The sequence below is a fragment of the Kosakonia sp. ML.JS2a genome (assembly GCF_025642095.1).
GTDB lineage: Bacteria > Pseudomonadota > Gammaproteobacteria > Enterobacterales > Enterobacteriaceae.
This window is the reverse complement of record NZ_CP106754.1, coordinates 799,181-818,654: the sequence shown is the minus strand read 5'-3', so window position 1 is coordinate 818,654 and position 19,474 is coordinate 799,181. Positions and strand designations below refer to the sequence as shown.

The window sequence follows — 19,474 nt, the reverse complement described above, 5'->3', positions numbered from 1 at the left end:
TTAATTTATTGACGTCACACAAGTCTACAGGGCAAATGGAAATCTTGGCAAGCAGATTGTAAAATCCTCTTGCACTTTTTACGTCAATCATTACTTATAAATGACACACATACTTTTTACACAAACACGAACTATAAAACTTAAAGAGGTATTAATTATATGAATAGCAAAATATCAATTTCATGCTATTACTCTTTGCAGAGATAAACAGGAAGCTCAGTAAATAACCTTTATTGGTCACCCTAAAAATGCTTACTTTATTTATTGCCAATTCACAGCCGCCTTTCTTTCGCCACATCAACGTGGGAGTGGTATCGCACTTTCCTGCCATTACCTACTGCCAGGTTGTGTTCGACGCGTGCGTTTATCAGGATTCGTTATTTGACGAATACGCAATCCCGTTTCCTGCGGAACTGGGAAAAACGGTGCCAAAACGCCGTGCGGAATACCTTGCCGTTCGCTATGCCGCCAGACGATTACTGGAAGATGCAGGATGTGCTGGCCACGTTGGCACCGCCGCCAGTCGGGCTCCTGTCTGGCCAACAGGTTGGTGTGGCAGCCTTTCTCATACCGGGAATCACGCGATCGCCGTCATCGCGCCCAGTCACACAGGTCTTACGCCAGGCATTGATATTGAAATGCTTGCCCCGGGAACCATGCGGGAAACCGCAACTATATTTACTGACACCAAAGAACAGAGTCTGCTTGCCAACTGCGGTATCCCGTACGAAACCGCGTTGCTCATCGCCTTCTCCGTCAAAGAGAGCTTGTTTAAAGCGCTGTATCCGGAGGCGGGCTGTTTTTTTGGCTTTGACGCCGCGCGGGTTTGCTCCATCGAACCCGCAACACAGCGTATCACCCTCGAACTCACGCAATCTTTGACGCCGAGGCGAAAGAGTGGGCATCGGATCCGGGGTTATTATCTCCTCCAGGCTGAACGGGTGATCACACTCATTGCATAATCACGTAAGATCCACGGCCCCCACCGCGCCACGGTTGGCCCCTATCCCGTGCGCCTGCAGTTTCCTCACCACCGTGGGTTGCGCCACGCCAAGGCGATCGGCAATGGCATAGGTCGTTTTATGTTGCGCCTGCGCCAGCCGCAACACATCGCTCTCAACCTGCGCCAGCATGGTTTTCAGCGTTGCGCCTGCCCGTAACTGCGCACGACACCAGCCGAGTAAGGCGTCTTCGGCTGGCATATTGACGGGCGGTTGCGCCTCCGGAACAGGCTCAACATCGTTTTGCCTCAACCAGCTATTAATGGTCGCCATATCGACGTAATTATCGTCCTGGCAGACATACATATATTCAAGAAAATTGCGTAATTCCCGAACGTTACCCGGCCAGTCATAGGCGGCAAGCCGGGCGACGCCCGCATCGTCAAAACGGATGATGCGCCGGTAGTGTTTGTCGAATTGCCGGGAATAAAAGTCCAGCAGCAGCGGAATATCATCACGGCGCTGACGCAGTGGCGGTGTCTGCATCGGGATCAGATTAAGGCGGTAATAGAGATCTTTGCGGAATGTCCCCTTGCGGATCTGCCCTTGCAGATCGGCGTTGGTGGCGGCGATTATCCGCACGTCCAGTTGCAGAGTTCCCATCCCGCCCACGCGCTGCACCACTTTATCCTGCAGCACGCGCAACAGTTTCGATTGCGCTTCCCATGGCATGTCGCCAATTTCATCAAGAAACAGCGTGCCGCCGTTCGCCTGTTCAAACACGCCGGGTTTACCCCGCGCCAGCGCCCCGGTAAAGGCCCCTTTTTCATAACCGAACAGCTCACTCTCCAGCAAATTGGCGGGGATAGCGGCGCAATTGATTTTTACGAATGGTTTATCGCGGCGTGGGCTTAACTGTTGCAACAGGGTGGCGACCACATCTTTACCTGTGCCGGACTCACCGGTGATCAGTACGGAGGCATCAATCGGCGCCACTTTCATGATCAGCCGTTTTAACGTCGTCATCGCTTCACTGGCACCAATCAGCGGCACCGGCGGCATCGAAGCCGCAAGCGGCGCACTCCCGATAATCGGCGGTCGGACAAAAGAAGAGAGGGGGCGCAACGGGTAATCAAAATGGCGATTCAGGCGTTGAAAAAAGGAGTCGACGTACATAATGGACACAACGTTTTTCACGCTGCGCTTGGCATCATAAATTGGGCGGCCGGAGACAAAGGCGCTTTTGTCGGGCAGAAGATGATGACTCAATACTTCAATGGCCTCCCGCTGTTCATGCAATACGCGCATGGTGATCGCCTGGTTGAAATATTTCCCCTCCTGGATAATGTCACCCACGCTCCGGCCAATCAGTTTATCCCGGTCAACAATAGGATTTTCGGCAAGGTAAGCGAGATTGACATAACGCGTCACACCGTTGGCATCCGTAACGTAGATAGGGCATTCGAGGTGGTCGAGAATTTCTTTGTAATTGATGTCATTTGCGTTGTCGTCCAGCGTTAAGTTCATCCTTTTCCCCCTCGCGTTGCCCGCCATAAACCAGAACGGTATGACTGATAGCTCACTGTATCGTTGATAGCGCCATCAGAAATGTTAAGTGCTGCATGAAATAACCACATAAACCTCATAGTTAAACAAACCGTCCTGACCGACTGATGCAAAAGCGCATCACCGGGTTCGCCCGTTACCCTTCCCGACGCCGATACATCCGAAAAATAAAATCAACATATTGATTTTGTTGTCTTTATTTTCTTTATGCATAAACGGCATAGGGATTGCTTATACCGCTAAAACAGAGGAAGGCCACGCCAGGCAGGAGGAAAGCATGACAGATACACCGCGGTCGCTGATTGGGCGCATATCCGTGATGACAGCGCTCACTTTTCTGATCCAGTCCAGCGACACGTCCCTGCTCTATTTGTCCTTACCCACTATCGCGCAGTCGTTGCACGCGCCGCTTCGCGCAATGGATGGTGTGGCGTTGAGTTACCTCGCCGCCGTGGTGCTGGCGACACCGTTCACGCCCTGGCTGATGACGCGCTATGGCGAACGCGTGGTCTATCAGGGCGCATTATGCCTTTTTATGCTGGCTGCACTCGGGTGCGCACGCGCTAACAGCCTGCCTGAACTGTGCCTGTGGCGTCTGGTGCAGGGTAGCGGCGGCGCGCTAATGCTGGCCGCCTCGCGCGTACTACTGCTTAAAACCGTACCCGACGATCAGCAAGCGCGTCAGCTCAACCGCGTTACCGCCATCGGTCTGTTGGGAACCTTGCTCGGGCCGGCCCTTGGCGGGATTGGCCTGGCCTTCATGCCCTGGCGCGGGCTGTTTTTATTGCCGCTGCCGCTGTGCCTGCTGTGTCTGCCACTCAGCCGGGCCTTTATCACCCCCGCCGTCACCTGTACACAGCGCTTCGATACCGGTGGCTATCTGCTGGCCGCGCCCGTGCTGCTGCTCTGTCTTGGCGTTAGCACGCCAGTGGGACGCAGCCTGCTGTCGCCGCTCGGACTGGCACCCGTGGGGGTGCTGATGGCAGGACTGATCGCCATTTTGGCATGGCGACGGGTGAAGCAACCGGATAGCGGGCTGTTTGACGCCTCCCTGTTAGCGCGTCCCGACTTTCGCATCAGCCTGGCGGGTCATGCGCTGGTGCGGATCTGCCTCTCGTCAACGCCGCTGCTGTTGTCGATGCAGCTACAAACGCCGCAACACCATGCAGCTTCCGCCACCGCGGCGTCACTGGCCCTGCTGAGCTTCGCCTCAGGCGCGTTGAGCGTGCGTCTGTTTCTCAACCAGGCGCTGGAGCGGCTCGGTTATCGGCGCTTGCTTACCCACGGCTGTTTGCTGGGTGCGCTGTTGCTGGCGGTCATGTCGGCGTCCGGCATTGACCAGCCATCCTGGTCAGTGACGGGCCTCGCCTTTGGCCTGGGGCTGACCAGTTCGGCAATTTACTGCTGTTTGAACACACTGGCGTTTTCCGCACTCAACGATGACAGCTACGGCGCAGGCAACAGCCTGCTCACGCTGGTGCAACTGCTCTCAATGATGCTCGGCATCGCCATCAGTTTTGCTTTTCTCACCCACTGCGTCTCCTGGCCGGAACAGGCCGTGGAGCGTTTTGGCGCGCTGTTCCGGCTGATGGGCTGCGGCCTGCTGGTGAGCGCCGCGTTGTTCAGCCGGTTGGGAAAAGCACAAGGGATCCGCCGTCAGGCCGCTGGCCGACGGTGAGTAATAGGGTTTCGAGTCTCTGGAATCACTTATAAAGGTAGGTCTATGGAACATCATAACGTAATACAAAAACGGCGACCTGGCGTGGCAGGCATCTGGCTGGGGCTTTCACTGCTGGTCACCACCAGCATGGCGTGGGCCGATGTTACACCGGGAGAATACAGCGCCTCGGCGCAGGGCAAAGAGAGCCCGGTCAGCGTCACGCTTAGCGTTGATAAGGACGGCAAAATCACCCAGCTTAGCGTTGACGCCTCGCACGAAACGCCGGAGCTGGGCGGTGTGGCAGGGAAGGAAGTCGGCCAGGCCATTCTCGAACAGCAGAGTCTGAACGTGGATGGCATGACCGGCGCAACGGAGACCAGCAACGCGGTGAAAAAAGCCGCCGCCGCCGCGCTGTCGAAGGCAGGCGCGGATCCGAACGCCTATAGCCAGGCAAAAGCGAAAACCGCCGGCGCCGCGCAAACTCTCACCACCGACGTGGTCGTGGTCGGTGGCGGCGCGTCCGGCACAGCCGCGGCGCTGGCGGCGGCTGAAGCCGGTGCAAAAGTGCTGGTGGTGGAAAAAGCCCCTGCGGTGGGCGGCGCAGGTAAGATTGCCAGCGGCCTGTTCGCAGTAGGCTCCTCGCTGGAACGGCAGAAAAAACTCACCTTTACCGCCGATGAGCTTTTTCACCGGCTGGTGGATTATAACCACTATCTGACCAACGGCCCGCTGACGCGCACCGTGGTGGACAAATCCGCCTCCACCGTCGACTGGCTGATGAAATACGGCGTGGAGCTGTATCTCTCCGACGATAACACCCAGCAGGCGCATAACGCCGACCCCATCAAGTGGCGCATCTATCACCACTACAAAGACAGCGGTGCGGCGTTCACCAATATGTACAAGCATCTGGCGGAGATGGGCGGACAACTGATGACACGCACCACCGGCAAAGCATTGATCAAAGATGAGCAAGGCCGGGTTGTGGGACTGGTCGCCGAAACCGCCGATGGCGGCACGCTAACGGTGAATGCCAAAGCGGTGATTGTCGCCACCGGCGGCTATGGCGCGAATATGAAGATGCTGACCAGCAACATGCTGACCACCAATATCTCCTCGCTGGCGTGGGCCAACCAGGGCGAAGGTGTGAAGATGGCCTGGGACGCAGGCGCAGCAAAATGGGAAACCCAGTCAGCATTACTGCATGCCACCAAATTGGTGGGGGTTGACCCGACCAAAGCCACCGGTTTCAACGACAGTCTGCTGATCCGCATCCTGAAAACGCCGCTGCTGTGGCTGGATCGTTCCGGGGAGCGTTTTGCTGACGAGTCGCTGGTCTATGACACCGCGCTGTGGGCCAACGCCGCCTATTCCGTGGGCGGTAACTATTTCATCGTTGTGGATACCCCCACGCTGCAAACATTCAGCAAAGGGAAGCTGCCGTTTGAAGTTTCCGGCGCTGGCGCGCCAAACCCCACCGGCAATGGCGACTTCGTGGCACTGGTGGAAGAAGGTGTGAAAAACGGTACCGTTTATAAAGGGGCAACGCTGGATGAATTAGCCACCAACAGCGGGATGAATGCCGCCCGCCTGAAAGCATCGGTTGAGCGCTATAACGCCGCCATCAAAGCCAAAAAAGATACCGAGTTTGGTAAGAAACCTGCGTTCCTTGCGCTCAACGTGGCGAATGGCCCCTATTACGCGCTGGCCTCCGAAGTGGTTAGCCTCAGCTCCACGGGTGGGGTGCGGGTGAATGAGCAACTCGAAGCCACCGATCAGAATATGCAGGCCATTCCAGGATTGTATGTGGTGGGCAACAACGCTGGCGGCTTCTTCGGTTCTCCGGCCTATCCCCCTTATCAGGGGCTGGCGCTGGGCTTTGCCTATAACTCCGGGCGAATTGCCGGCGAACATGCCGCGCAGTACATCAAACAGCCTTAACAATAAACAGGCGGCGTCCGCGATGACGCCGCCCCCCTAATTTCTCAGAGACGGAAACCAGCGCCAAAGGCGGCGAATGTGGTTATCGAAATGAGTTTTAATTTTTTTTCCACCTCTGCTCTATGCTGTGTGGTCTGCTTTCGCGAAAAAAGATTGAAGAAGCACTCAGATGTTTTCGGTCAACGCTGACCGGCTGTTTTGCGTCTCATTGTTGGTGATGAGACTGAACAATGAAAATTACACCGCGCAATATCTGGACAAGAATGCTGTTTTCCGGCGCGCTGCTCAGTAGCTTGATGAGCGGCAACCTACTGGCAGCGGACAAGGACGACGCCGCTCTGCCGTTATCGGACGTCGGATCATGGTTAAAAGAGCATGGCGTGACGCCACACCTTATGGCGACGCAATTCTGGCTGGGCAATCCCAGCGCAGGTACCAGCACCAATGAGCAACAGAGCTATACCATGCTGTTCGCCGGGGCGGATTTTGATTTCGAAAAGATGGGGGCGATCCCCGGCGGCAGCATCCACTTTATGCAACTGTGGGTGCCGTTTAGCAGCAATCTTGACTACGGCAACAGCGCAGGCGGCATGCTGGCGGGGGATCCGCCGCCTTACATCCCTAAAGTCGCGCATTTGCTGCGTTTCAGTTATCAGCAGAAGTTATTCGATGACCGCTTATCGCTCGAAATCGGCAAGAGCAACCCCGGCCAGTTTATGGGGTTCACTAACTGCAACGTGGCGGAGAGCTGCGTTAACACAGTACTGAACAAAACCGCCGTATTCGGTCCTGCGCCCTATGCAGGATGGGGCGCAAGTGCCAGCTGGCATTTTACCCCGCAGATCGAGTCCAATGTCGGCGCATGGCGCACCTACCATGCGTTCCCCTTCACCAATGGCTGGGAGCGTTGGGACGACGATTACGACAGCGGCAGCACGCTGTGGGTCGCCAACCTGGCGCGCCGCGTCTCCTGGCAGCAGGAGACCTGGCCACTCACCTGGGAAATACTGGGCTTCTATAACGACCTCGACTATGACGACGCCTATTACACCGTCAACGGCACCTCCAAAGTCACGGATACCCAATCAGCAGTGCGTAGCCACCATGGCGTATCCGGTTTTTACCTGACGGCGAAAAAAGCCATCTGGCGGCGCGACGGCGGAGCGGAGAGCAACAACCCGAATCCCAGCGCGATCAGCCTGCACGGCAGCGTCACGCAAACCCTGCAATCAGATGCCTACACGGGCATCTCCACCCTCGCCGACGTCGGGCTTATCTGGCAGGGGCCATGGCAGAGCCGTCCGCTGGACAGCTACGGCCTGACCTTCCGCTGGGGCAGGTTCACCGATGGTGAGCAACGTTATTTGCAGGAGATGTACAACACCCAGGGCGGCAGCGGCTGGCAGGTTCCGCGCAACGAGTATCAACTGAGCATTGACGCTGCCTTTGCGGTAACGCCGGAGCTCAGCGTCAAACTGAGCGGCGCACGCACCTGGAACAACACCAACTGGCAATATGCTTATAGTGGCGTCAAACCGGAAAATGGCTATACCTTCTGGCTACAGGCCAATGTGTTACTGGATAAATTACTCGGACTGTAAACCGATCTGATGACGGCGGGGCCCTGCCCCGCCTTTTTTACGCAACCACCATCTGCCCGGCGTAAAGGATAAAGAAGCGAAACAGCAGCACGCTCACCAGCGCCACACACGCCAACGCCACGCTGCCGCCACGCGAGTGAACGGGACGCAAGGCCATCAACAACGGCACCACAATCCCCAACCCCACTACGCCTGACCAGAATACCCCGCCCCAAAAACCGCTTAACGCGGTGAGCGCCGCCTGCGTCTGCGCACCACCTCCAACATAGAGGCTGAAAAAGAAGGCCGTCAGCAGCAACACCTCCAGCAGCACGCAGCCGATTTCTCCACGGTGCATCAGATGGACAGCCTGCGGCGCAGATCGGGTTAATGACGGGCACAGCGACAGGACCGCCAGCGCCGATACCAGACCGGAATTGAGAAACAGCAGCGGCAACACGCCATTATTAAGCAACGGATACCCTTTCAGCGTAGAGAGCAGAAAGCCGGTATAAACCCCCAACAGTACCGCCAGCACACCCAGCACGGCGTTATGCCCGCGGTGATGATGCGCCAGCCACTGACCCAGGCGGGCCAGCAGACGCATCACCGCCCGTTCTCCCGCTCGCGAGCTACGCTGCGCGCGGCCATGCAGCCACACATAGCCAAGCCGCAACCACCACAATGCCAGCGCCAGGAAGAAGAGCTGAAACAGCATCACCCCCAGCGACATCACCGAATGCGGGTTATAAAACACCATCACGTACCAGAAAGAGAGCGGGTGCGTCAGGTGAAAAACCAGCACCAGAAGACCCGCGGATACCATTACCGGCGCGCCAATCGCCGCCCGCCAGGCAAACCAGCGGCGTTGCGGCCCCGGTAAAGCAGGTTGCAGGCTGAGCGCCACCAGCACCAGCCCGGAGGCAATGCCCAACACAAAAAGGTACAGCGCAATAGGCCAGTCCCAGACCAGCGTGTCGAATTGAAAAGGATGGATTGTCATGATCGCCTCACTGACATGTTGGTCTCAACTGCGGTTGGGATTGATTTCGCCCTGTTTGCCTGCCACGCGGTAGACATTAGGGCCGGTGCCGAGATAGAGCTTGCTGCGATAGACCACCTTGCTGCGAATGGCCTGTGAAATGGCGCTATCCGGATCGTTAAGGTTGCCGAAGGTGAGCGCTTTCATCGGGCAAATTTGCACGCAGGCAGGCAATCGCCCCGCCGCCAGCTCTGTATCCCGGCAGAAGTTGCATTTATCGGCGGTCAGACTGACCGGGTGGATAAAACGCACATGGTACGGGCACGCCGCCAGGCAGTAACGGCAACCGATGCAGCGATCGTGGTTAACATCAACGATGCCGGTGGCCGGATCTTTATACGAAGCGCCCGTCGGGCAGGCCGTTACACAGGGCGGGTTATCGCAATGCTGGCATGAACGGCGGAAAAACTGTCGCGTCTTGCCATCATCGCCGGGTGACGGGTTGGGGACGACGGCAAGACGGCTGACGCCTTCCGGCACCTTATTGGTCTTCCGGCAGGCCGCCACACACGCCTGGCAGCCAATACAGCGGGTTTCGTCATGCAACATGGCGTAACGTACGCCGGTCGCGATGTTCTCGCTGGCCAGCAACAAACGCAGGGGGGGATCGGTAAGCAGTAATACTGTGCAGGCGCCAAGGCGCTGAATCAATTTACGTCGCGTATAACTCATGACATTGCCTTTTTAGAAGAATGAACCGGGTGATGCCTGCAACACATAGCAATTAGCGCGCCAGCGGCAATGTCGAGTTAATTTATTGATTTTAATAGCTTTGCATATTCCCCGTACGCCCGGTGCCGGCCAGTGACGAAGCGGTAATACAGCGCGCTATCACCGTGATGCATCGGCGTATCACTCCCGCGTTTTTCTCACGCCCGCGCACTGCAATTGCGGGTCATCACTCGCCTGGCGGGCTGGCCTGGATCCTGCATTCGTCACCCCATGCGGATCAGTGGACTAAGCGAGAAGCGTGATGAAAATACAACTGCTGCGAGAGTTTCTGTTGCTTTCCGAACGGCTCAATTTCACCCGGGCGGCGCAAAAGCTGCATATCACCCAACCGGTGCTCAGCCGTCATATGAAAGAGCTGGAGGAGTATGTCGGCGCAGCGCTGTTCCTGCGCGATACGCACCAGGTCACGCTCACCAGCGCGGGTCACCGCCTGGCAAGCGAGGTGCGGAAAATCCTCCACCAATACGATGAAAGCATGACCGCGGTGCGCACGTTCACCGGCAGCAGCCGACGGCGTTTGTCCATCGCCTTTCTCGGTGAGGCCATCCGCCAGACACTGGTGGCAAGGGTCGAGGATTTTCGCCAGCAACATAACGATGTGGTGGTGGAGTGCCGCGATTGCGAGCTGGAGGAAGTGCTGGCATTGCTGGATGCTGGCGAGTGCGATATTGGCTTTTTGATCCGCCCCAATTTCATGCCGCAACGGGCCGGGTATGCCGCCCTCTCATTTCAGACCGATCCGCTATGTGTGGCGGTCAATCGCCAGCATCCGCTGGCGCAACACGCAACGGTCTCTTTACGTGACGCCGCGCGCTGGCCGGTTATCCGCGTCGATCCCCGCGAGTTCGCGCTCTCCGAGCAGTACAGCACCCGATTTTTAAGCGCGCGCGGCATCGATTTTACGCTGTGCAAAGAGTTTCCTAATCTCAAATCCTGCTGCTTTGATCTGGAGTTGAACGCCAGGGAAGTGCTGTTTATGCCGCGCCATCGCGGTTATTTGCTCGGCGAAAATAGCGTGTTGTTGCCGCTCACCGAACAGGATTGCTGGTTCAGCCTTGAGCTGGTCTGGTCGCTGCGTAATCGCAACCCCTGCGTGGAATTATTCAGCCATACGTTTAGCCGGAATATGCGCTGCCAGGCCACAACAGCATAATCGTTATGCCTTTATTATTTTCGCAATAATAAAGGCTATTTATGACTGCGGTTATGCACAAATAACATAGCCGAAAAAATAAAAAGAATTTCTACCCGATAGCCACGAATTATAGGCTAACGATTAACGAGGACACATCCCCGGAATATCACCCTTTTATATTAAGGAGCACGTCATGGTGATTAAAGCGAACTTTGAATCCGATCACGATAAACGCAAAGAAATGTCCCATAAAGAATTGGGCACTATTCCGCATATGCCGTTTGAAGAATATTCAGAACGGTTAAAACATTGCTTCACCATGAAGCGTAAAAACGGCATTCTCGAAGCCCGTTTGCATACCAACGGCGGCAGCCTGCAATGGGGTGCGCCTGCGCATCAGGGGCTGCATTACTTTTTCGACTGGGCAGGACGCGACCCGGAAAACGAGGTGATTATCCTCGGCGGCAGCGGTGACGATTTTATGGAAGGCATTGGCCGCCTGGATGAAAATGGCCGCTGGCAGCCCGCTACCGAATTTGCTTCTGCGCCGTCTGAAGCGTGGAAAATGTACGAATATCAATACTATGATGGCACCAACGATATTGAAGGTCAGGTGTTTGATGTCGAAGTGCCGACCATCGGCGTGTGGAATGGCGCAGCTTTCCATACCGATCTGGTGTTGTTCAGCGATATCACGCTCTGTACCGAAGACGCCTGGACCACCGAGATGCACTACCGCGTCAATATGGTGCCGGGCGACGGGATTCAAATCGCATGGCGTGAACTGATGGGCCGCAAACGCTACGCTTACGCTGAGCTGACCGGGGAGATCATCACCGCGCGCAAAGCGCTGGCGCTGGGGATGGTCAATGAAATTTGTGATGACACCGAGTCCTGCTACCAGCGCGCCTGGGAAATTGCCGAACTGATTATGCGCACCGGCACCCGCGTGACCCGCCGCATTACCACGCAGCAACTGCGTAAACCGTGGAAAGAGGATATTGCCAACGAATTGCGTAACTCCTTCGCCACCGAAATGTACGTCACCGCCACTGAACATTCGCCGCATGAGATTAATTACTGGAATTGGGCGCATGAAGAAGCCGAATTAGTCAAAGCCGCAGAGAAAAAAGGCAAAGTGGTGCGACCGCGTATTGGCGGAGGAAATGAAGAAACGGAAATTAAATAATTCACCGCCGCTTTTTGACTATTTATCCGCATGACACATCAATGTGACGCGTCGCCAACGGGCGCGTCGCAATATATCCATTGCGCCATTCATTTGAGTGGCGAAAAAGGAAATAGCGAAACGGAGGTTGGTTCATGAATACCGCAGACGACGTAATTATTTCTGCTGCGCTTACCGGTGCGGTAACACCGAAAGATATTAACGAACATATTCCCCTGACCCCACAGGAAATTGCCGACGATGCGTATCGCTGCTGGCAGGCGGGTGCAGCGGTGGTGCACCTGCATATGCGCGATGAAAACGGACAGGGCACCATGTCCAGTGAACGCTTCGCGGAAACCCTGCGTCTGCTGCGCGCGCATCGCGATTGCGACGTGATTATCAATTGCACCACCTCCGGCGACAGTCGGGCCAGCGACGCGCAACGCATGGCACACGTCTCCACGCTCGATGGCATTGAAATGGCGTCCTGGGATGCCGGCTCCTTTAACTGGATGCCGGCGGGCGTTTTTGTCAACTCCCCGGCCTTTCTCGGCCAGCTAGGCGAGATCCTGACAGCGCGCGGCATCAAGCCGGAAATTGAAATTTTCGACAGCGGCATGCTCGGCGTCGCCGACTATTTCGTCGAGCAAGGCAAACTGCATGCGCCGCTGCATTACCAGTTCTGTCTCGGTATTCCCGGCGGTATGCCCGCCACGGTGGCAAACCTGGTGTACCTCACGCAGCACCTGCCTGCGGGCTCCACCTGGTCAGCCTTCGGTGTCGGTAAATACCATCTGCCGATCCTCTTCGCGTCGCTGGCGTTAAATGGCCATATCCGCGTCGGCCTGGAAGACAACGTCTACTTCAGTCGGGGCGTGAAGGCCAGCAACCGCCAACTGGTGGAACGCGCAGCGCAGGCGGTAAACCTGTACGGCAAACGGGTCGCCACCCCGGCCGTCGCCAGACACATTCTCGGCCTGCCGCCGCTGGGAGGCTCACGATGAAAGAAGCTGTGATTGTTGCCGCCGCACGCACCCCTATTGGCCGCTGTCGCGGCGCGCTGGCTTCCGTCCCCGCGCATCAACTGGGCGCGCTGGCAGTGCGGGAAGCGGTGCGGCGTTCCGGCATCGACCCGGAGCGGATTGACGATGTGATCTTCGCCAATCTGATGAACCATGAAATCAACAACATGGGACGAATGGTCGCCCTTGAAGCCGGGCTGCCAACATCGGTACCGGGCATCACGCTGGACAGACAGTGCTCCGCCTCACTCAACGCGCTGGCTTACGGCGCGATCCAGATTATGGCCGGTTTCGCCGACGTGATTGTCGCCGGTGGCGTGGAGAGCGACTCCCGTCGCACCTGGACACTGGAGAAAACCGACACCGCGTGGTCCGTACAACCCCCGCGCTTTGCGGAGATCCATACCGCGCCCGATGCCGTGGGCAACCCACCGATGGGCATCACCGCGGAAAACATCGCCGCCCGTTACGACCTTAGCCGCCAGCAACTGGACGCCTTTGCGCTACGCAGCCATCGACTGGCAAGCGCCGCCTGGCAGGCCGGGCGGTTTACTCAGCAGATCGTGCCAGTGCCGCTGCGAGGGAAAAAAGGCCAGATAAGCCAGTGGGATCATGACGAGTCGGTGCGTGCGGACTGCTCTGCCGAAGGCCTGGCCGCGCTGCGTCCCAGTTTTCTTGCGGACGGTCGCGTTACCGCGGGCAACAGCTCGCCCATGAGCGACGGTGCTGGCGCGCTGGTGGTGATGGAGCGCGGACTGGCGCAACAGCAAGGATTGAAGCCGCTGGCGGTGTTTCGCGGCTATGCGGTCGCGGGCGTCGATCCGAACTATATGGGCCTTGGGCCAATCCCCGCCTGCGCCAAATTGTTGCGTCAGACCGGGTTACGTGTAGAAGACATCGCGCTGTGGGAGCTTAACGAAGCCTTCGCTGCCCAGTCGATGGCCTGCATCCAGGAGATCGGCATGGACCCGCAACGGGTTAACCCCAACGGCGGTGCTATCGCGCTCGGTCATCCGTTAGCCGGTAGCGGTGCCATTCTGGCCACCAAAGCCGTGTATGACATGCAGCAACGCCACCTGGATAACGCCGTGATCACCTTCTGTGTCGGCGGCGGCCAGGGTGTGGCGGTACTGCTGACGAGGGAATAAACCATGGCCAGTAAATTTGCGTTACCGGACGAGATTATCGCGCTGTTTCACGACGGGCAAACGCTGATGTGCGGCGGCTTCGCCAATCACGGCGTCCCCAACCGATTGATTGATTGCGTGATCGCCAGCGGCGCGCGCCATCTGACATTGATTTCTAACGACAGCGGCGATGCCGACCTGACGATAGGCCGCCTGATCCACCACGGTCTGGTGGACAAACTCATCGCCTCTCATATCGGGCGCAACACCGAAACCGTGGCGCTGGTGGCGGAAGGAAAAATCGAACTGGAACTGGTGCCGCAAGGCAGCCTGGCGGAACGGATGCGCTGTGGCGGCGCGGGGTTGGGCGGCGTGCTGACGCGCACCGGCCTCGGCACGCTGGTGGACAAAGATAAGCCGCATATGGTGGTGAATGGCGAGGAGTGGCTGCTGGAAACGCCGCTACGCGCCGACATCGGCCTGGTGCGCGCACGTACCGCCGATCCGCTGGGCAACCTCACCTATCGCGGCACGATGCGCAACTTTAACCCGCTGGTGGCGAAAGCTGCCCGCCTGACGCTGGTGGATGCCGACAGCCTGGTAGATGTGGACGAGCTGGCGCTCGACAGCATCATCACCCCGGGGGTTTTCGTCGACAAGATCCTGGTGCGGCAAGGAGAACAACGATGAACGCACGCGAACGCATCGCCCGTCGTGCGGCGGGCTATTTTACCGATGGCGACGTGATCAATCTGGGGATCGGCATTCCCAGCCTGTGCAGCGATTACGCCCCGCCGGGGGTGATGTTTCATACCGAAAACGGTTTAGTCGGCATGGGCCCGCTGGTGGAAGGCATGCTGGCCGTCGAAGGGTTTTCCAACGCCACGGCGCTGCGTTTTGCCCCTGTTCCGGGTGCCAGCGCTTTCGACAGTGCGGACTCTTTTGCCCTTGTGCGCAGCGGCAAGCTGGCGGCGACGGTGCTCGGCGGCTTGCAGGTGGCGGAGAATGGCGACCTCGCAAACTGGGCGCAACCGGGGCGCGTATTTGGTATGGGCGGCGCGATGGATCTGGTCAGCGGCGCACGCAAAGTGATTGTCACCATGGAGCTGTGCACCAAAGACGGCAAGCCGAAGGTGGTCAATCACTGTAGCTATCCGCTGACCGGCAAGCACTGCGTCGATCACATTGTGACCGAGCAGTGCGTCATTGATGTCACGCCCGATGGGCTGGTGCTCGCCGAACTGCTGGAAGGACTGACGCCGCAGGATATTCAGCGCCAGGTCGAACCCACGCTGATTGTGCTTGCTCCACCCAAGGTCATGCCAGCCTGAATGGCTGGCATGTTCCCCTAACCTGCCGCAGAACCTGCCGGAGATGTCACATTATGATCGAACAGCAAAGCCGCTCGCTGCTGAACAACCACGCTGATCTCGCCGCAACCCCACGCGGCAGGCATGATTTTGGCGCTCAGGGATGGAACGTTATCGTCTTTCAGGGGCTGTTGTTCTGGGTTGCCGCAGGCACGGTCACCCATGGCCTTAACGTGGTGTTGCCGACCCTGTCCGGGTTGTATGGTCTGGATTACAGCACGTTGCTGGCGCTGGCTACGCCCGCGTCATGGGCCTCTATTTTCGCCAGTCCCGCCTGCGCCTGGCTGTGTGAAAAGCGAGGCGTCAAATTCAACATCATTGTTTGCTTGCTGGCCTGTGGCCTCAGCTTTGGCGCACTGGGTTACAGCACCTCTTATCTCAGTTTTGTGCTGTTGTTTGGCGCGGTGAGTTTTTTCGGCACCGGCTTTGCTTACGTCGGTGGAACGGCGCTGATTGCCAACTGGTTTGTCCGTAAACAGGGGCTGGCGCTGGGCTGGTGCACCATCGGGCAAACGCTCTCAAGCGCGTTTTACGTGCCGACACTGGCGGCGTTATTTGCCTGGTTGGGCGTGCGCTACGGGTTCTGGGGGATCTCGGTGATCATGCTGGTCATGGCCGTGTGGGCCTGGCTGTTTATTGCCAACAAGCCGGAAGATATTGGCCGGGCGCCAGACAACGAAGCCCCCGGTGTTAATGCTCACCCAACATCCATGGACGGTAACAACGACTACATCAGCCGCATCCGCATTCGCCATTTGTTGAAAATGCGTGACGTCTGGCTGATCGGCATCGCCACTGGCGGCATCTATATCATGCTGGTCGGGGTGGTGGGGCAGTTTGTGCCGCGGATCATGGAAATGGGCTACCCGCAAAGCACCGCCATTTTCTATATGACCGTGGCCGCGCTTATCGGCGCACCTGGCGCGTATGGCTGGGGCTGGCTCAACCATCGTCTGGGGATTAAGCGCGCCATCCTGCTCTATACCCTGAGCTGGATAGTCGCCATCATCGTCAATATGTTCGCGCACCACGAAGTGATGCTGTGGGTGTCGCTGGTGATGATTGGTCTGTGTATGCCAGGCGCAACCAACCTCAGCACTGCGCTGATTGCCGCCAAATTTCCCCGTCAAAATTACATCCGCGCCATTGCGATTGTGCTGCCGGTCCAGTCGGTAGTGCGCTGCTGCGCCTTCTCGATTCTGGCTTTTGGTCTCTCCTGGCTCGGCGGCTATACCGGAGCTTACCAGTTACTGGTGGGCGTTGGCGTCATCACGCTGGTGTTGTTGTGGTGTACCGACATCACGCCAGTGAATGTGTAAGGAGAAAAAAATGAATACAGAGGTTGTGATTGTCAGCGCGGTGCGTACCGCGATTGGCAAGTTTGGCGGTAGCCTGAGCACCCTCGCCGCGCCGGTGCTCGGCGCACAGGTGATGACCGCCGCGCTCCAACGTGGCGGTATCTCCCCTGCTGCCGTGGATCAGGTGGTTTTTGGCAACGTGCTACAGGCCGGGCTGGGGCAAAACCCCGCGCGCCAGGCAATGCTCGACGCCGGAATCGCCCAGGAGACCCCGGCAACCAGCATCAATATGGTGTGCGGCTCCGGGTTGCAGAGCGTGATTTTCGCCGCTGAAACCCTTGCAGCAGGCAGTGCAGAAGTGGTACTGGCGGGGGGAATGGAAAACATGTCGGCCGCGCCCTATTTGCTGGACAACGCACGCTGGGGTTATCGCATGGGTGACCAGCGCGTGGTGGATAGCGTGGTCAACGATGGACTCTCCTGCGCGATCAATCATTATCATATGGGAATGACGGCGGAAAACGTCGCGCGCCAGTGCGGCGTCAGCCGTCAGCACCAGGATCAACTGGCACTGCTTTCCCAACAGCGTGCCGCCGCGGCAATTGAGCGGGGTGATTTCCGCCAGGAGATCGTGCCGGTTACCGTGCACAGTAAGAAAGGCGATCAGATCTTCGCCGTGGATGAGCATCCGCGCCGGGGAACCACGTTAGAAGATTTATCCCGACTGGCGCCAGCATTTACTGCTGATGGCTCCGTCACTGCGGGCAATGCCTCGGGCATTAACGACGGCGCTGCTGCGTTGCTGTTAATGAGCCGGCAGCGGGCGCACGCGCTGGGCGTAAAACCCCTTGCCCGTCTGCGCAGTTATGCGACGTGCGGCGTCGACCCGGCACTGATGGGGCTGGGCCCGGTACCCGCCACCCGACTGGCGCTGCGGCGCGCGGGCATGACCGTTGCCGATCTGGATCTGATCGAGGCCAATGAAGCCTTTGCCGCACAATGTATTGCGGTGGGTCGCGAGCTGGATCTCGACTGGGAGCGCACCAATGTCAACGGCGGTGCTATCGCGCTGGGTCATCCTATTGGCGCCTCCGGCGCGCGCATTCTGGTCACGCTACTGCATGCGCTGGCAAGCCGGGATAAAACGCTGGGGCTGGCGACCTTGTGCGTCGGCGGCGGCCAGGGTGTAGCAATGATCGTCGAGCGTTGTTAACGAAAAGCCAGGTGACCTCGCCTGGCGATTTCATCTGGCCTTATCGTTACTGCTTATAATTCAGCCACCTGCCATACACCCGCATTGGTCCAGATGGTGAAACCATTGGAGAATGAGCGTGAGGCTGGCGTGATGCCGCCGCTCTTTTTGTCGACGGATTCAAGCATAAAAGAGACCCGATAGCCGTGTCCTGGCTGGAATGTATAACCGTAAGTCGGCAGGCATTTCTGCGCAGAAACAGCAACATCAACAATGTCGTATTTCTGTAATTGATGCTCCGGATTGCCTATTTCCTCAATCCAGAGACCGCTCATCCGCTCGTTGCCATCGGGCTGCACCTGGATGCACAACGAATTCGCCACCATGAGCAGCTTTGCGGAATAGACCATGGGCATGCGATCGCCCATCGGGCAACCGGTTAAAAAAAGGGGTAAAAAAATCACGGGGAAAATCCGTTTCACACGCTGTCACTCCGGTCTGGATAAACACCGGGTGAGTATAAGCCCGAACCGTTTGTGCAGACAGCGCCCATAAAAAAACCCGCCTGTTTTCAGACGGGTTCTACATTAGCGCGCACAGTTCGTTCCAGTAGCTGTAGCGCATGACCTGGTGGAAGCGCTCATTTTTCATCGTAAATCCATACCGACGGATGGTAATCAAGGCCATAGAGCAGGCCGAACGGGATCAGCAACGCCACATGGCGACCTGAATCATACTCTCCGTCTTCCACCTGCACAGGCAGCGCCAGTGTGAGGCGATTAAGCCACTGTTGCAGCATTGTCTTCATCAGCGCGTTCTCCGGTTAACATTCACCCTGTCAGTTAAGCGCAAACGGCCCCATAACCCAAACGAGAATTTTTGCGCTGGTTTGCCGAAAAACGCATATACCCGGTCTTTACGCGCCAGGCATCCCTTTGCGCGAACAACAGGCAATGTAATTGAGCTGATGCCGGTTACGGCGGAAAAAGCGAAACATGCCGAGAAAGCGGCTGCGGTTCTCACGGTTGCGCAGGCCGTTAAACACAATGCGCAGCGCGCGGGCAACGCCCTCATCGCGAATAAGCCCAAGCGGTGACATCAACGACATGCTGCCGTTGTGCGTCGCCACGTTGTTAAAACCATTGGCCAGAAACAGATCTTTCCATGCCTGGTGCGTCATGGGGCTGACATTGGATTTCACCACCTGCTCCAGCAGGGTTTGCTTATTTGCCGCCAGTTCGCTGCGGGTGTACATGATGTCATGCGTCAGCAGGCGACCACCGGGTTTCAGCACGCGGTAATATTCGGCGATAAGTTTCGCCTTCGCTTTATCCACATACATGGTCAGCATCGCTTCGTTAATCACCACATCGAAACTGGCATCGTCAAACGGTAGCTTGCTGGCATTGGCTTCGAGGAACTGGATCTGACTTTCCAGCCCGGCTGCCGCGACGTTGGCCCGTGCTTTCGCCAGCGCGTTTTTATCCATGTCGATGGCGCAGACGGTGCAACCAAAACGCTGCGCCAGTTCAATAGAGGTCGTTCCCATGTTACAGGCGACTTCCAGCACCTTGCACTCCGGCGTGAGCTGCGCCTGGCGAAAAAGCCATTCGGTGGCTTCCACACCGCCCGGTCGCAACCGTGTTTTCCCCAGGCTGGCTAAAAAGGTGTGCCCTGCTTTCTCGTTTTCGGCCATG

At 57.5% G+C, this 19,474-nt stretch carries 18 protein-coding genes; 12 read left to right on the top strand and 6 right to left on the bottom strand.

The window, feature by feature from the left end; all coding sequences use genetic code 11:
* The first annotated feature begins 248 nt into the window (after positions 1-248).
* On the top strand, positions 249-962 hold the full coding sequence (locus N7922_RS03940) for a 4'-phosphopantetheinyl transferase (protein WP_263099343.1): 714 nt from the start codon (positions 249-251) through the stop codon (positions 960-962).
* Here N7922_RS03940 and N7922_RS03935 read toward each other — a convergent pair whose 3' ends face one another.
* Complete coding sequence (locus N7922_RS03935) at positions 963-2,468, bottom strand: sigma-54 interaction domain-containing protein (protein WP_263099342.1); 1,506 nt, start codon at positions 2,466-2,468, stop codon at positions 963-965.
* Between the two features lie 316 nt (positions 2,469-2,784).
* Here N7922_RS03935 and N7922_RS03930 point away from each other — a divergent pair, with 316 nt between their 5' ends.
* From N7922_RS03930 to N7922_RS03920, 3 genes are all read left to right on the top strand, one after another.
* A complete protein-coding gene (locus N7922_RS03930) occupies positions 2,785-4,185 on the top strand; it encodes an MFS transporter (protein WP_263099341.1) in 1,401 nt (466 codons plus the stop codon).
* A gap of 45 nt (positions 4,186-4,230) precedes the next feature.
* On the top strand, positions 4,231-6,108 hold the full coding sequence (locus N7922_RS03925; protein WP_263099340.1) for an FAD-dependent oxidoreductase: 1,878 nt from the start codon (positions 4,231-4,233) through the stop codon (positions 6,106-6,108).
* A 230-nt stretch (positions 6,109-6,338) separates the two neighbouring features.
* On the top strand, positions 6,339-7,709 hold the full coding sequence (locus tag N7922_RS03920; RefSeq protein WP_263099339.1) for a carbohydrate porin: 1,371 nt from the start codon (positions 6,339-6,341) through the stop codon (positions 7,707-7,709).
* 37 nt (positions 7,710-7,746) lie between these two features.
* Here the strand turns inward: N7922_RS03920 and nrfD are convergent, their stop codons facing one another.
* Positions 7,747-8,691: an NrfD/PsrC family molybdoenzyme membrane anchor subunit gene (nrfD, locus tag N7922_RS03915; protein WP_263099338.1), complete on the bottom strand. Its 945-nt coding sequence runs from the start codon at positions 8,689-8,691 to the stop codon at positions 7,747-7,749.
* A gap of 24 nt (positions 8,692-8,715) precedes the next feature.
* Positions 8,716-9,402, bottom strand: a complete 687-nt coding sequence (locus tag N7922_RS03910) for a 4Fe-4S dicluster domain-containing protein (protein WP_263099337.1) — start codon at positions 9,400-9,402, stop codon at positions 8,716-8,718.
* A 301-nt stretch (positions 9,403-9,703) separates the two neighbouring features.
* Between N7922_RS03910 and N7922_RS03905 the strand changes: the two genes are divergently transcribed.
* From N7922_RS03905 to N7922_RS03870, 8 genes are all read left to right on the top strand, one after another.
* Complete coding sequence (locus N7922_RS03905) at positions 9,704-10,615, top strand: LysR family transcriptional regulator (RefSeq protein ID WP_263099336.1); 912 nt, start codon at positions 9,704-9,706, stop codon at positions 10,613-10,615.
* 175 nt (positions 10,616-10,790) lie between these two features.
* Complete coding sequence (locus N7922_RS03900) at positions 10,791-11,786, top strand: enoyl-CoA hydratase/isomerase family protein (RefSeq protein WP_263099335.1); 996 nt, start codon at positions 10,791-10,793, stop codon at positions 11,784-11,786.
* Positions 11,787-11,920: 134 nt separating this feature from the next.
* Entirely contained in the window at positions 11,921-12,772 is an 852-nt protein-coding gene (locus N7922_RS03895; protein ID WP_263099334.1) for a 3-keto-5-aminohexanoate cleavage protein, read from the top strand.
* Complete coding sequence (locus tag N7922_RS03890) at positions 12,769-13,938, top strand: thiolase family protein (protein ID WP_263099333.1); 1,170 nt, start codon at positions 12,769-12,771, stop codon at positions 13,936-13,938. Before N7922_RS03895 ends, N7922_RS03890 begins: the two co-directional genes overlap by 4 nt.
* A gap of 3 nt (positions 13,939-13,941) precedes the next feature.
* Positions 13,942-14,607 (top strand): CoA transferase subunit A, encoded by a 666-nt coding sequence (locus tag N7922_RS03885; RefSeq protein WP_263099332.1) that lies wholly within the window; start codon positions 13,942-13,944, stop codon positions 14,605-14,607.
* Positions 14,604-15,248: a 3-oxoacid CoA-transferase subunit B gene (locus N7922_RS03880; RefSeq protein ID WP_263099331.1), complete on the top strand. Its 645-nt coding sequence runs from the start codon at positions 14,604-14,606 to the stop codon at positions 15,246-15,248. The genes N7922_RS03885 and N7922_RS03880 overlap by 4 nt, the downstream gene beginning before the upstream one ends.
* A 53-nt stretch (positions 15,249-15,301) precedes the next feature.
* Positions 15,302-16,606, top strand: a complete 1,305-nt coding sequence (locus N7922_RS03875) for an MFS transporter (protein ID WP_263099330.1) — start codon at positions 15,302-15,304, stop codon at positions 16,604-16,606.
* 10 nt (positions 16,607-16,616) lie between these two features.
* Complete coding sequence (locus tag N7922_RS03870; RefSeq protein WP_263099329.1) at positions 16,617-17,798, top strand: acetyl-CoA C-acetyltransferase; 1,182 nt, start codon at positions 16,617-16,619, stop codon at positions 17,796-17,798.
* A gap of 53 nt (positions 17,799-17,851) precedes the next feature.
* On the opposite strand, the gene N7922_RS03865 is transcribed toward N7922_RS03870, so the two are convergent.
* From N7922_RS03865 to N7922_RS03855, 3 genes are all read right to left on the bottom strand, one after another.
* Complete coding sequence (locus N7922_RS03865; protein ID WP_263099328.1) at positions 17,852-18,259, bottom strand: putative T6SS immunity periplasmic lipoprotein; 408 nt, start codon at positions 18,257-18,259, stop codon at positions 17,852-17,854.
* A 158-nt stretch (positions 18,260-18,417) separates the two neighbouring features.
* Positions 18,418-18,585, bottom strand: coding sequence for a hypothetical protein (locus N7922_RS03860; protein WP_263099327.1), 168 nt, complete (start codon positions 18,583-18,585; stop codon positions 18,418-18,420).
* A gap of 108 nt (positions 18,586-18,693) precedes the next feature.
* Positions 18,694-19,473: a class I SAM-dependent methyltransferase gene (locus N7922_RS03855; RefSeq protein WP_263099326.1), complete on the bottom strand. Its 780-nt coding sequence runs from the start codon at positions 19,471-19,473 to the stop codon at positions 18,694-18,696.
* Between the last annotated feature and the right edge of the window lies 1 nt (position 19,474).